Annotated in this window: 12 protein-coding genes and 1 pseudogene; 3 read left to right on the forward strand and 10 right to left on the reverse strand. The window is 36.8% G+C overall.

Annotation, left to right across the window (positions count from 1 at the left end):
* Complete coding sequence (locus OR571_RS12450; protein ID WP_282243113.1) at positions 1–1,107, forward strand: 5-methyltetrahydropteroyltriglutamate--homocysteine S-methyltransferase; 1,107 nt, start codon at positions 1–3, stop codon at positions 1,105–1,107.
* A gap of 284 nt (positions 1,108–1,391) precedes the next feature.
* Here OR571_RS12450 and brnQ read toward each other — a convergent pair whose 3' ends face one another.
* The 3 genes and pseudogenes from brnQ to OR571_RS22955 form a co-directional block, all read right to left on the reverse strand.
* A complete protein-coding gene (gene brnQ, locus OR571_RS12455) occupies positions 1,392–2,750 on the reverse strand; it encodes a branched-chain amino acid transport system II carrier protein (protein ID WP_282243114.1) in 1,359 nt (452 codons plus the stop codon).
* A gap of 145 nt (positions 2,751–2,895) precedes the next feature.
* Positions 2,896–3,870 (reverse strand): proline dehydrogenase family protein, encoded by a 975-nt coding sequence (locus OR571_RS12460; protein ID WP_282243115.1) that lies wholly within the window; start codon positions 3,868–3,870, stop codon positions 2,896–2,898.
* A 36-nt stretch (positions 3,871–3,906) separates the two neighbouring features.
* A pseudogene (locus OR571_RS22955) lies at positions 3,907–4,889 on the reverse strand (proline racemase family protein).
* 195 nt (positions 4,890–5,084) lie between these two features.
* Between OR571_RS22955 and OR571_RS12475 the strand changes: the two are divergent.
* Positions 5,085–6,464 carry a sigma-54 interaction domain-containing protein gene (locus OR571_RS12475; protein ID WP_282243118.1) on the forward strand — a complete coding sequence of 460 codons (1,380 nt, stop codon included), beginning with the start codon at positions 5,085–5,087 and terminating at the stop codon, positions 6,462–6,464.
* 81 nt (positions 6,465–6,545) lie between these two features.
* On the opposite strand, the gene OR571_RS12480 is transcribed toward OR571_RS12475, so the two are convergent.
* From OR571_RS12480 to OR571_RS12495, 4 genes are read right to left on the reverse strand one after another with little or no spacing between them, the layout of a single operon-like run.
* Entirely contained in the window at positions 6,546–7,157 is a 612-nt protein-coding gene (locus OR571_RS12480; protein WP_282243119.1) for a class D sortase, read from the reverse strand.
* A gap of 15 nt (positions 7,158–7,172) precedes the next feature.
* Entirely contained in the window at positions 7,173–9,620 is a 2,448-nt protein-coding gene (locus OR571_RS12485; protein WP_282243120.1) for an RNA-binding protein, read from the reverse strand.
* A 30-nt stretch (positions 9,621–9,650) separates the two neighbouring features.
* The gene (locus tag OR571_RS12490; protein WP_282243121.1) at positions 9,651–10,091 is read right to left on the reverse strand and encodes a hypothetical protein; all 441 of its coding nucleotides are present in this window, start codon (positions 10,089–10,091) and stop codon (positions 9,651–9,653) included.
* A gap of 46 nt (positions 10,092–10,137) precedes the next feature.
* Positions 10,138–10,725 carry a hypothetical protein gene (locus tag OR571_RS12495; protein WP_282243122.1) on the reverse strand — a complete coding sequence of 196 codons (588 nt, stop codon included), beginning with the start codon at positions 10,723–10,725 and terminating at the stop codon, positions 10,138–10,140.
* Positions 10,726–10,880: 155 nt separating this feature from the next.
* On the opposite strand from OR571_RS12495, the gene OR571_RS12500 reads away from it, so the two are divergent.
* Entirely contained in the window at positions 10,881–11,183 is a 303-nt protein-coding gene (locus OR571_RS12500; RefSeq protein WP_282243123.1) for a hypothetical protein, read from the forward strand.
* Between the two features lie 108 nt (positions 11,184–11,291).
* Here the strand turns inward: OR571_RS12500 and OR571_RS12505 are convergent, their stop codons facing one another.
* From OR571_RS12505 to OR571_RS12515, 3 genes are all read right to left on the reverse strand, one after another.
* Complete coding sequence (locus OR571_RS12505; RefSeq protein ID WP_282243124.1) at positions 11,292–11,900, reverse strand: flavin reductase family protein; 609 nt, start codon at positions 11,898–11,900, stop codon at positions 11,292–11,294.
* A gap of 27 nt (positions 11,901–11,927) precedes the next feature.
* Positions 11,928–12,362: a MarR family winged helix-turn-helix transcriptional regulator gene (locus OR571_RS12510; protein ID WP_282243125.1), complete on the reverse strand. Its 435-nt coding sequence runs from the start codon at positions 12,360–12,362 to the stop codon at positions 11,928–11,930.
* A 148-nt stretch (positions 12,363–12,510) separates the two neighbouring features.
* On the reverse strand, positions 12,511–13,080 hold the full coding sequence (locus OR571_RS12515) for an NADPH-dependent FMN reductase (protein ID WP_282243126.1): 570 nt from the start codon (positions 13,078–13,080) through the stop codon (positions 12,511–12,513).
* Positions 13,081–13,497: the final 417 nt, after the last annotated feature.

Genomic DNA, 13,497 nt, shown 5'->3' on the forward strand with positions numbered 1-13,497 from the left:
ATGACAAAACAATTAGTTCAAAAAGCTCCATTTCGCGCAGATCACGTAGGAAGCTTTTTACGACCAGCACGACTAAAAGAGGCACGTGCACAATTTGAAAATAAAGAAATCACTGCAGATCAATTAAGACAAATTGAAGACGAAGAAATTACGAAACTCGTTGCCAAACAAAAAGAAGCAGGTCTTCAATCTGTAACTGACGGCGAATTCCGTCGCAAATGGTGGCATTTTGACTTTCTAGGCGGTCTAGACGGAGTCGAATTTTATGAACCAGAGGAAGGCCTATCATTTAAAGGCGTAAAAACACAAGCACATGGCATTAAAGTAACTGGAAAAATCGGATTTAGCACGCATTATATGATTGATCACTTTAAGTTTTTGCAAAGTGTGGCTGGCGATGCTGTTGCTAAATTTACAATCCCAAGTCCAAATATGCTGTACTACAGAGCCAAAATTGAAGTGGGAGTTTATAACAGTGATGAAGAACTATTCAATGATCTAATCACAGCTTATCAAGGATTTATTCAAGCTTTATATGATGAAGGCTGTCGTTATTTACAAATCGATGATACTTCATGGGCGACTTCTTTTTCCGAGGAAGGCATTGCCGGACTTAAAGATAGAAAATATAGCGTAGAGGAAGCACTAAAACTTTCCGCACGTGCGATTAATGAATCAATCGCGAAAAGACCGGATGATATGCTTGTCACAATGCATATTTGTCGCGGTAATTTCCGTTCGACCTATATTACAAGCGGTAGTTATGAACTTGTATCGGAAACTATTTTTAACGGATTAGATGTAGATGGTTTATTCCTTGAGTTTGATGATGAACGATCTGGTGATTTTGAACCGCTTCGTCATATCAGCCGTCCTGATCTATATATCGTATTAGGGCTCATCACTTCTAAGCACGGAGCACTTGAAAATGCGGATGAAGTAAAAGCAAGAATTGAAGAAGCTACTAAACATGCACCACTTGAGCAACTTTGCTTAAGTCCACAATGTGGCTTCTCTTCCACAGAAGAAGGAAATATTTTAACCGAAGAAGAACAATGGGAAAAAATTCGCCATGTTGTGAAAATCGCTGAGGATACTTGGAAATAACCAATCAAGAAATTATGAGTAGTATTGTTTCTTAAACTGAAATCCACTAAAAAAATATATTCGATTCCTGGGTTATATATTGAAAAACTTATAGTTTAAGTAATAAGCAACTTCTTTCTAAAAAACATATTTGAAAGAAGTTGCTTCTTTTAAGGTATTTTATATAAGATTATCTTCAAAAAATGGCTTGTTTCCATAAGGAGATTAACAATTATTATAAAGCAGCTATCAAATTTGCTGATTGCCGTTCCTCCCCTTGATATTCCCGCCTCAATCTATTAATACTAATTAACTTTTTCACCAGCAATATTAATTATTGTAGCTGGCTCTTTCTTTGATTTCGCTACAAGCAAACCTATAATAGAGCCGATAATACCTGTAATTATCCATCCGGCACCTTGTTCAAATAATGGGATAAACCCGAAGACGTTATTGATCGCTTGTGTAGCAATATTTGCTTCTTTTAAAGCATCAAGGATGGCCACAATGCCAACACCAATAATCGTACCGACATAAACTGATTGATGACCATTAAAGAAGTTGTTCATAAATATTAGAGCAATTAAAGCAATCGCTAATGGATAGAGCAAGAGTAAGATTGGAGACGCCATCGTCAAAATAGTGTTTAGACCAAAGTTTGTAATTACTAAACTTAAAGCAGAGAAAATAATTAACCACTTTTTATAAGAAACAGAAGGTACGATTCTTTCAAAGTACTCAGAAACAGCTGCTAAACAAGCAACATTTGTCGTAATCCCAGTTAATAAAATGACCGTTCCGATAATATAAATCCCAATTTCACCAAATAGAACGATAGAACTTTGGGCTAATACTTCTCCCCCGTTATCCATATAACCAAGCGGGTCTATACTGGTAGCACCAATCCATGCCATGGAGATTTGTAAAGCAACCAAGCCAACAATTGTTATGAGTCCCGCTTGGATAAATAGCTTTGAAACTTCCTTTTCTGATTTGATTCCATAAGAACTGATGGACTTAATGAAAATCCCTCCAAATACAAAAGCAGCAAGAACATCCATTGTATAATATCCTTGTGTGAACCCTTTTAAGAAGGCACTACCTGCCTCGATATATTCTCCTGTAGGTGGTCCGAAACTTCCCATCGGTGTAATAATTGACTTACCAACAAGTACGATTAGTAGAACGACAAAAATTGGCGTTATAATCTTGCCTAAATGATCGACAAATTTTGTGGTGTTCCAAGATAATACAATAGTTAAGGCAAAAAATATGATTGAGAAGATTAGCAAATAGAGGCCTACATTGGACTGTCCTTGGACTAACGGATTAATCCCAATTTCATAAACAACAGATGTTGTTCTCGGCAATACATAAATGGGTCCAAGTGATAAGAAAAGTAAGATTGAAAATATTGTGGCGAATAACGGGTGCACCCTCCCAGCAAGTTTTTCTACTGTCCCTCCACCTCGAGTTAATGCAATAATTGCGAGGAGAACAAGCCCCACACCAGTTACTAAGAAGCCGCCCATGGCAATCCATGTATTTGTTCCAGCCTGTTGGCCAACCATTGGTGCAAATATAACGTTTCCTGCTCCTAAAAACATCGCGAAAAGCATAAATCCAATTGCCAATACTTGTGAAAATGATATGTTTTTCCCCATTATAATTCCCTCCTTATTGAAGAATCTTCAAGCAAATACCTCAAAAATCAATCTGTATCTTTCTATCTCGAATTCTCTGGCTGTTTTTGAATAGTTGGAGGATGGTTGGTGAAACCATCCCCTGAAAATAACTGATTCCTTACATTTACTTCGTTTTACTTAAGCGTCCTAATAAGAAAGCACTTGCACCAAGCCCTATCAATGTATTCGTCTTTTTATTGAATACTTGCTTAACAACAAGGTTTAGGTTTTGAGGGCGCTCCGCAAGTCTTCGCATAAAATAGCCATACCAATCGCCGCCAAATGGCACATATGTACAGAAGTTGTAACCTTCATTAGCAAGTTTAAGCTGTAGTTCGTTTCTAAATCCATATAGCATTTGGAACTCGAATTTGTCCTTCGATATATTATGTTCATCTACAAACTTCTTTACATGATTAATGACATGATGATCATGCGTGGCAATCGATGTAAACTTACCGTTCAACAAATGATATTCAATAAGTTTTATATAATTTTTGTCGATTTCATCTTTTTCTTGATACGCCAAATTTGCTGGCTCTTTGTAAGCACCTTTAACAATTCTCGTACGATGATTGATATATTTTTTTAAATTCTCATCCGCTTCATAGAAGTAAGCCTGAATAACAGTTCCAACATTTTTATAGTCTTTTGAAAGCTCGTCCAAGAGATCAAATGTTGGCTGCAAATGACCATAGTCTTCTGTATCAAAGTTAATGAATATACTGTATTCATTCGCCTTGGTAACGATGTCTTTTAAATTATGTAAGCAAAAATCGTATTCGATGTCCAAACCAAGCTGTGTGGGTTTCAAGGAGATATGCGCATTCAACGCATTTTCATGAATCGCTTCGATTACCGCTAATATTTGTCTTTTCGCCTCAAGTGCCTCTTGTTTTTCGAAAACAAATTCGCCAAGATTGTCGATTGTTGCAGCAATGCCTTTAGCATTCAATTTCTTAACACTTTCAACCATTTCTTCAACACTCGTTCCAGCGACGACGGACTGGGCACCTAATTTGAGGCCCCATTTTTTTGCGGCACTATTTAATACTTTATTTTGTGATAAGGAAATGAAAAAGTCTTTCGTTAATCCCATTATAAATACCTCCAATTTTTTATAAAGATTGTCCAATTATTTTAATAGAAACCCCTCAATATACGGGTCTGTTTCATCTAAGGAAAATTGATGAACTCCTGTCATCCAAGCAGATCCCGTAATTTTAGGGATAATAGCACTTAGATTTTGAACCTCTGTAAAATCAACAATTTCGCCTTTAAATCTTGATCCAATGATACTGTCTTGGATAATTTCTTCCCCTTTTTCGAGATCTAATGTTGCAAGCTTTGCGCATGTCCCTGTTCCACAAGGTGACCGATCGATTTGTCCGTCTCCAAAAACTACCGTATTTTTATAATGATTCTTGCCTAATTCCAAACTAAACTCAACAAGGTCAATAGTGTTAATCTGTGGAATTTCAGGATGTTGGATTTCTATTTGTTCATTTGCTGCTTTTCGAATGGCCATTCCTATTTCCGCTATTTTGTCTTGCACTTCAATATCAAGATCAAAATCAAATTGCGTCACATCGACAATTGCAAAAAAACTACCGCCAAATGCAATATCTATCTTCACAGTTCCTACTTTATCGACTAAAACACTAACATTCTTTTTCAATAAAAATATGGTACGTTAATAAATGAAACTTCTTGTACCTTGTCATTTTCATACGCAACATGACACTCAACAATTCCAGATGGCGTATCCAACAACACTTTTTCCTTTTTATCAATAAAGTTTCTGTCAATCGCAATCGTTATAGCAGCAATCGTTCCGTGCCCACACATATTCAAATAGCCACCACTATCCATAAATAACACTCCAAGATCACTTTCCTGATTGCAAGGTTCTGTCAAAATAGCGCCGAACATATTCAAATGTCCTCTTGGTTCGTGCATAAGTAACTTTCTTATATGATCCATTTCAGTTTGCATATAATTTTTCTTCTGCATCATCGTTTCGCCTTGAATCTCAGGAATCCCCTCAACTACAATTCTAGCCGCTTCCCCCATTGTATGTGCATCAATCGTTTGAATAATATTTCCTAACTTCACCATAAATGTAACGATACCTCCCAAATGCTTAATTATCTGTTCGCAATATCATATTGCAAGAAGCGTGCCAACTTTTATAAAGCCGGTTATTCTGGCATTGCAATCATTTTCGTCATTATTTATAATGATAAGTGTTCAGAAAGTTTACATTAGTGTAAAGAAAGAGTAAAATCATATTTTTTATAAGAGGTGTACGGAATGAATCGTACTTCATTAGAACATGCACTCCATTATTTGAATACGTTAATTGAAACGAGTTCTGATGCCATTATCATTATTAATGTATTAGGAGTAGTGGAATATTGGAGCACAAAAGCCGAAGAAATGTATGGGATTCCTGTGGAACGAATCCAAAATAAGAAAATTAGTACGTTTTTCAAAAAGGAAGATTTAAAATTATTGGAGATTCTGAAAACACAAAAACCTGTTTTTAACGTTTACCATCAGCCAAGGCCTGACAAACATGTACTCATTAGTTCCTCTCCTATCTTTGACGATGGTGGGACGTTAATCGGAGCCATTTCAATCGATCAAGATATTACCAATATCGTAAAGTTAAATGAGAAACTATCCTTAACGACTACTGAATTACAGAAAGTAAAACAACAATTTAATCTACAAGAACAAATTGGACCTTTAGGTGAAATAAAAGGCGGTAGCACAGTGATACAAACTACGAAAGACTTGGTTCTTAAAGTAGCGAAGACGGATGCAACGGTTTTAATTCAAGGGGAAAGTGGCGTAGGGAAAGAACTGTTTGCTCAAGGTGTACATGAAGCAAGCTTGAGAAAGGACCAACCTTTTATACCGATTAACTGTGGGGCAATTCCCGAGGCTCTTTTTGAAAGCGAGTTCTTTGGCTACGAAAAAGGATCTTTTACCGGTGCTAACAAAGACGGAAAAGCAGGAAAAGTAGAAATGGCAGATGGTGGGACTTTATTTCTAGATGAAATTGGTATGTTACCGCTTGATATGCAAGTAAAACTATTAAGGGTGCTACAAGAAAGAGAAGTGATACGCATAGGTGGCAATGTTTCAAAAAAAGTGGATATTAGGATTGTTGCAGCCACAAATAGTGATTTGGAAGAGATGATCAAAAATGGCCAATTTCGAGAGGATTTATATTACCGGATCAACGTCGTCACTTTAAAAGTGCCATCCCTCCGTAAACGAATTGAAGACATTCCGATCTTGGTCAATGGTTTTGCACAAGAATACTCTGCCAAATACCAAAAAGAGGTGCCTACTCTTTTGGATAGCGCAATGGAAATGTTCACAAACTATGACTGGCCTGGAAATATTCGTGAGTTAAGAAACATCGTAGAGCGAATGATTATATTTATCGATCATTCAACGATTACTGCCGAAGATATCGCAAGCATATTCCCTTCTTATACTAATAATACCGTAGACAAAGAGGGGTTAGAACACGAAAAAGCGCGCTTGGAAAAAGATCGAATTCAAGAAGCTCTAGCAGTGACTTATGGAAATAAAAGTGCAGCTGCAAAGAAATTAGGAATCTCTAGGGTAAGTCTTTATAATAAAATTAAAAAATATGGTATTTTTGATTATGTCTAAATTATGATTGTTTCCTTCGCGATTAAAAACGCAAGAAGAAAAGTAGTTTACTTTTCTTCTTGCGTTTAGTTGTTTAGTAGATCAATCGTAAATTTGCTTAGCTTGAACGACAAGCCTAAACTGATTGGATCGTTCTGGATAACATGTAACTAAGGACAAAAGCGTAATGCCTTTCTGCCTTTTTAGAATATCCACATTTTCTGGCTTGACGATCACTATATTGAATATCTCATACCGCAGAATCTCCGTTATTGTTTCCAATTCAAATTGGTCGCCAATTTGAAGTTCGTTCAATCTGTTGAAAAACTGGCCAAATACATGGGATTGATGCCCTGCAATTGCAGAAGTGCCATTTAATGTCCCGGGTTCATCAAGTCTATCAATGGTTCCCAGTGCTTTATTCAATTTTTCTGGAGCCGCTCCTCTTACAATAGGCGCTTGCAAGTCGATAGAATCGATTGTTAAAATGCCCATTGCATCATCTGCTCTCTCCATTGATAGAGTAGATTCATCTTCATCTTTAGTAGGTTGACTACCTTTCGATTCACTAGTAGCTGCCTCTGTTTTTATGCTAGCAAAGGATTCTACTAATTGTTCTTGATGTTGTTTGTTTTTTAACATTCCATGACCAACAATTATTAACATGGAAATAGCTATCAAAATCAATAAATTTCCGATGTGTTTTTTCATCATAGTATGCCCCCTCTTCTACGCGAATTTACGAATTGTTAATCCACCAATAAGAAGACTCAAAGCCAATAACATCAGTAGCATACCGTCAAAAAAACCACCTGTTTTTGGAAGCATGGAACCATCTTGCATTTCATTTCCATTAAAAGAGATATCATTCAGATTACCAAACATACTTGCATCGTCTTGGTCTTCCTCATTGTTTGTAGCAATTTCAATTTCACCTATGCCATTTTCTACTTTCTCTTCTGGGCTTGTGTTCATATTTGCATTTGGATCTGTAATCGCAGCTGTTTCTGAGTCGGTTTCAGTTTCAGTATCTGCATTTGTGTTTTCATTCATGTTCTCACTTTCACCCGCATCTGCATAAACTTCCTCAATGCCCTCATCCACTATTGCCGGTATTTCATTTTCCATAGCTGTTTCCCCTGTATTTCCTCCAACTTCTTCAGGAGAGTTCTCAACTGATTCATTGGGATTATTCGGAATGATAGTAGGATCAGCAGCTACCAATTCTTCTCTTCCAAGAATTTGTACAGTTGTATTTTCTAATAAATCATTATCTATTCCTAGAGACAGACCGTGATTTATTTGGGAAGAACCATCGCTATTTGTGTACTGATCATCTGTCAACACATCGACTGTTAATTGATCCAATGGATCAGATAATACATCTAACTGTAAAACGCCTCTATTACTATATCGTTTGTTAATGCCGTTCATTTCATGACGATCCAATATTCCTACATGCATTTGATCCGTTAGTGGAAATTGATCACTCACTATTTCCACTACCCCACTATCAGACATTTCCATGTCATTATCACTAGCGGTTCTTGATAACAATACATCTGCAGATAGATCGCCTAGTAAACCATCTGTTGTTTCAAGAGATAAAGCTGATGAGCTGTTTTGCTCTAGTTCCCCTTCCATCGAATCACTTATAGGTAAGACATTTAGTTCCAAATCATTCAGTAAGGAACTTGAGTTCTCATCTTCAATTTCTACATGGAGAAGGCTTGAACTGTCTGCATAGCCTTCATTAGAAGTAGATGTTTGATTTTCTAATATTCCTATATGAACATCTTCAAGAACTGGTACATTTGTAAGTTTCAAATGCACGCCTTTTTCCATACGGCTTGTTTCTTCTAATCTACCTTCATTTATCATTTGCGTTTTATCTGCAAGCACATCTAATTCTATCTTGTCAGCAATTACACTTGATCCCAGTTCTGCATCTACCACTGCATCTTCACTTGAATAAGTTGTTTCTGTTATAGTTTCTTCTTGTCCTAGTATTTCGATCGCTATATCATCCGCTACCACCAAGTCCTCTGCCATGATATCAGCTAACGCACTTTCGTTGGAATAAGCAGTATTTGTCCAAGTTTCTTCTTGTCCTAGTACTTCAATCTCTACGTCATCCGTTACTACCAAGTCGTCTGCCATGATATCAGCTAACGCACTTTCATTGGAATAACCAGCTTTTGTCCAAGTTTCTTCTTGTCCTAGTACTTCGATCTCTACGTCATCCGCTACCACCAAGTCGTCCGCCATGATATCAGCTAACGCACTTTCGTTGGAATAAGCAGTATTTGTCCAAGATTCTTCTTGTCCTAGTACTTCAATCTCTACGTCATCCGCTACTTTCAAGTCGTCTGCCATAATATCAGCTAACGCACTTTCGTTGGAATAAGCAGTGCTTGTTAAAGCTTCTTCTTGTTCGAGTACTTCAATCCCTACATCATCCGTTACTACCAGGTCTTCTGCCGTGATGTCGGCTAAAGCATTTTCGTTGGAATATGCAATGCTTGTTAAAGTTTCTTCTTGTTTGAGTACTTCAATTTCAACATCGTCCGCTACCACCAAGTCCTCTGCCGTTATATCAGCTAAAGCACTTTCGTTGGAATAAGCAGTGCTTGTTAAGGCTTCTTCTTGTTCGAGTACTTCAATCCCCATATCATCCGCTACTACCAAGTCCTCTGCCATGATATCGGCTAAAGTACTTTCGTTGGAATATGCAGCTTTTGTTAAAGTTTCTTCTTGTTCGAGTACTTCAATATCTAAATCGTCCGCAACTACCAGATCTTCTGTTTTAATATCTACTACCGCTTTTTCACTTGATGCACTTGATTCAGTGTGCGAAAGTACATCGACTTCCATATCACCAATTTCCTCATCTGCAAGGGTTAAATTTACGAGTTTTTCCTCTTCATTACCTTCGTTGCTACTATTTTGTCCGTCATTTGCATTCGGAATCTCTACGTCGATATTGTCAATTCCAAGTAAATCATTTACTTCTACATCCAAAATAGTTGCTTTCTCTGGGGTATCGTTCAATACATCTACCTCAATTTGTAAGGGAGAGTTAGAATCATTTTCCGCTGCTGCCAAAGACGGGGTTAGTAATATCAACATCAAAAAACTGAGTACAGTCCAAGTAAAATGTAAGCTAATAGTTTTCATTATATTCTCTCCTTTTTATTTTGATTTTCATCATGTATAAAAAGGAGTTACTTCTGGTGGTTTCCTAAGCGGAGTATGAATCCACTGGATAATCGCATAATGGTTTTTGTGATACCATTTTTTACGCGTCAATTCCTTCATTAGCTCTTGCGAAGGCAATAGAGCAAATGGAGCATCTCCACTTTGTACTACTACGGAATTGGACGCAGAGCTTGGAGCACTTGTTGAAGTGTTTGAAATTGGTGTAACAATAACTTTTTTCTTTTGCTTAACAGGAATAGAAGGTAAAACGATTGAGCTTTTGTTGAAAGATTTTTTTGTTTCTTTTTTTTCTGCTTTTCCCGTTAACTTTTTATCCTGCTTAATGTGTAAAATCTCAAACGATTCTTTTTCTACACTCGCTATAGTTTCTTCCACTGGCGACTGATTTTGTAGTGGAGATTCTTCTACAGCTGGAACTGAGACTGGCACGGATACTGATTCTTCAGGAGCAGCAGTAGGAATGGCTGTATCAGTTTTAACTGGTTCTTCTACTTGCTTTTGCGGCCTTATATTTGTCGGTCTTTTTTTCTTCGACTATTGGTAAATCTTTTTCATCGATTACAACTAGCGCTGTACTGGACACTTCCTCTACTGTCTCCTGTACTTTATTCGTTACCTTTTTTACACTACCGTTTACCTCTGTCAAAATAGGGGTAACAATAGGAGTATCGGGAACAGTTTCTACTGTTTCATCTACTATATCCATCACATTTGAAACGACGGATTTAGTAGTCGAAGGTACTTCATTCACTACCTGTTCAACCGCTTCGCTTGTCTGTTCTTCGACTTCCTTTACTGTCTCAACCACAGGTTCAACAACTGTGAGTATCTCTTTCATTGGTTCCACGGCTGGGATTACCTCTTCCACTTTTTTAACTGGAAGTGTATTATCTAATGTCGAGTTTACCTCTTCTGTAACATTTTTTGTTTCTTCCACTAATTTAGTAATCGATTCACCTAGTAGTCCCTTTCTTTCATGGTTCGTCTCTTCTCCATAAACCTGATAAGGAAATATGATGAATGCACTTATCCCTAATAGAAACACAAACCAGCCTTTATTCATCTTTTCACCTCCTACCACACATCTATTGACTGATAATTCCGTGTACTTACTCTATTACCCACTTTGTAGTGGTGTAAATCATATTTTCAATGTTTGTTAGATTAATAGATGGGTAAACAATGACTATACGTTAATATGCGAAGGAGGAATGCACCATGCAAAATATGTATGAACACCAAACAGACGACATTGTACAAGAAACCGGAGATTATACATGTGAGGAAGGTATTACGAAAAAACTATATAAAGGAGATAAGTTCCCTTCCTGTCCACAATCAGAAATAGCTACTAATTGGAAACACGCGGAAGGTCACGTTCATAAAACTGGAGAAGTAGTACCGGAATCCGGAAAGTATATTGATGCGAATGGACATGAAATGCCTTTAGTAAAAGGAGATGTTTTTTTAACTTCCCCAAAAACAGGAGAAGAAATAGAGTGGAGACATGCTGGGGAATAACTTCTGTATGAAAAAATAATACCTCAATAAACTTAGTACAATTGTATTCGGTTTATTGAGGTTATTTATTCTTGTATCCTTTTATGATTTCCCATTTCTTTTACTAGATTAGTCTGGTCTTTTAATAGAAAATACTTCACCAATTTTGGCATAATTAGATCCTGCTAATCTACTAACTGCTTTTAAAGTATCGCTATTTATACGACCTTGCTCATAAATAGATTCATCTATATGATAACGCACTATTTTTCCAATCAGTAAATCCGTAGTAATGGCTCCCTCTTCTCCTAATTCCACTATTTGCTCTAATATACATTCAAATCTAACTTTCGCTTCTTTAATCCCTGGGGTAGAAATACTATCACTTGAAACAAGCGTTAAATCAGCTTTGTCTATTTCACTTTCGTTTGGTGGAAGTGATGCAGCAGTAATATTAATCTTATCTACATTATCTTCGTCAACGATATGCACAACAAATTCATGTTTTTCTGCAATGTTTCTTGAGGTATCTTTTCGTTCTCCATTTTTCCGCTGAATTGCGATAGAAATCATCGGTGGACTAGAAGAAACAATATTAAAGTAACTAAATGGTGCACCATTAATCGTCCCATCTTCACCAACACTCGTGACGAATGCAATCGGTCTAGGCACGATACTTCCTATTAACAACTTATAATTTTCTCGTTCAGAATTATTTTTAGGATTTAGAGATAACATATGCGACTCCTCACTTTGCTTTTGTTGCTAGTATGAACTAACACTTATTTTTCCAACTCTTTTTAATAAATTGATGAATACTTCTTTTTCCTGGTTTGAAATACAAGAGAATATTTCTTCTATTACAAGTTGGTGCTTTGGAAATATATCATCCATTATTCTTTTCCCATCTTCTGTAATTTGAATATATACAACACGACGATCTTCTTTACAATCGATTCTTTCCAGTAGCTTTTTTCGTTCTAATTTGTCCATAACGTATGTGATTGAACCCGAATTAATAAGTACAGCATTCGAAATTTGCCGAACCGTTTGTTTTCCTTTGCTATATAGAGCCTCCAAAACCATGAATTCAGACATATGCATATTATAATTACTTATATCCTTCTTTGTTCGTTCTTGTATCATTTTTGATGCTTTCATCAATGCGACAAATGATTTTAATGATAGATTTTCCTCCATGTTGACTCCTCCCTTCATTTTACCTTGAATTAAACTATCTCGAATTAAATATATTGTACTTTTTATTTGAAAGGTCGTCAAATATACTAAAAAAGCCGAATCGTATTATATATTCGTCTTGGCCATTAACTAGATTTTCAGCACACAACTATTTACGAATTGTTTTTAAGGCTCCGCTCCATACGAGAACTTCTTCAAGCATAGTATTAGCATTTGCTGTATGGTAATCAGCTGGTTTGAAGACACTCATGTTTTCAAAGTCGGTCATTAAAGAAAAAGTTACAGCAGTGCGAACATCTGCAACTTGTAATTCTCCTAAGATTAAACGCATATTTTCATGTGCACGAGTGCCACCTAAACTTCCATACCCAACTAATCCTGCTGCTTTATTGTTCAATTGTATGTTCAAGTAGTCTAATGCATTTTTAAGAGCTCCTCCAACTGCATGGTTATATTCTGGGGTCACGAAAATATAGCCGTCAAAAGAAGCCATTTTATCTGTCCAAGCACTGATAGCATTGTTTGCTTCGTCTCTTCTTTCTGCAGGAAGTTCTTCTCCTAAAAACGGTAACTTATATTTTGCAAGATCAACTAATTCATATTCTGCATCGCCCCGTTTTACTGCAAAATCATACATCCAGTTCCCTACTTCTTCTGCATTTCGACCTTGGCGTACACTCCCGATTATAATACCGATATTTAATTTCTCTACTATCATTATTTCTTCCTCCTATTTGGCTTCCCCAAATATTTCATCAAAAAACCACTGCTTTATATTATTTACTTGTGCGCTTTATCCTAAACGAGTACATAAGCTAATTTGGCAAACAACAAAAGTGCTAAAGCACCTCATGGAATCGATAAAATGGAATAACTCACAGAAAAGGGATACTGAGCGGTAGTGAGTTGAATGAAGTGTCCGCTAGGATTTCTCCTACAGGGCGACGCTTTCCGCGGGCATGGCTTCAGCCTCCTCGTTGCTTGCGCTCCTGCGGGGTCTTCAGCTCACGCTATTCCCGCTGGAGTCACCGCCTGCAGCGAAAATCACTAGTATTGATTATTTAATTTGTATCACATTGTTAAACAAAATTTTAAGCAGATTTTCAGTTGTTCATTGAGTGCAAGTAAATCTACT

Origin of the sequence: Psychrobacillus sp. NEAU-3TGS (assembly GCF_029955155.1) — a bacterium.
Taxonomy (GTDB): Bacteria; Bacillota; Bacilli; order Bacillales_A; family Planococcaceae; genus Psychrobacillus.

Bases quoted from the DNA above. Each gene is read 5' to 3' on its own strand.
- OR571_RS12450 (WP_282243113.1), top strand. From the start codon at position 1: ATGACAAAACAATTAGTTCAAAAAGCTCCATTTCGCGCAGATCACGTA.
- brnQ (WP_282243114.1), bottom strand. From the start codon at position 2,750: ATGGGGAAAAACATATCATTTTCACAAGTATTGGCAATTGGATTTATG.
- OR571_RS12460 (WP_282243115.1), bottom strand. From the start codon at position 3,870: ATGGGATTAACGAAAGACTTTTTCATTTCCTTATCACAAAATAAAGTA.
- OR571_RS12475 (WP_282243118.1), top strand. From the start codon at position 5,085: ATGAATCGTACTTCATTAGAACATGCACTCCATTATTTGAATACGTTA.
- OR571_RS12480 (WP_282243119.1), bottom strand. From the start codon at position 7,157: ATGATGAAAAAACACATCGGAAATTTATTGATTTTGATAGCTATTTCC.
- OR571_RS12485 (WP_282243120.1), bottom strand. From the start codon at position 9,620: ATGAAAACTATTAGCTTACATTTTACTTGGACTGTACTCAGTTTTTTG.
- OR571_RS12495 (WP_282243122.1), bottom strand. From the start codon at position 10,725: ATGAATAAAGGCTGGTTTGTGTTTCTATTAGGGATAAGTGCATTCATC.
- OR571_RS12500 (WP_282243123.1), top strand. From the start codon at position 10,881: ATGCAAAATATGTATGAACACCAAACAGACGACATTGTACAAGAAACC.
- OR571_RS12505 (WP_282243124.1), bottom strand. From the start codon at position 11,900: ATGTTATCTCTAAATCCTAAAAATAATTCTGAACGAGAAAATTATAAG.
- OR571_RS12510 (WP_282243125.1), bottom strand. From the start codon at position 12,362: ATGGAGGAAAATCTATCATTAAAATCATTTGTCGCATTGATGAAAGCA.
- OR571_RS12515 (WP_282243126.1), bottom strand. From the start codon at position 13,080: ATGATAGTAGAGAAATTAAATATCGGTATTATAATCGGGAGTGTACGC.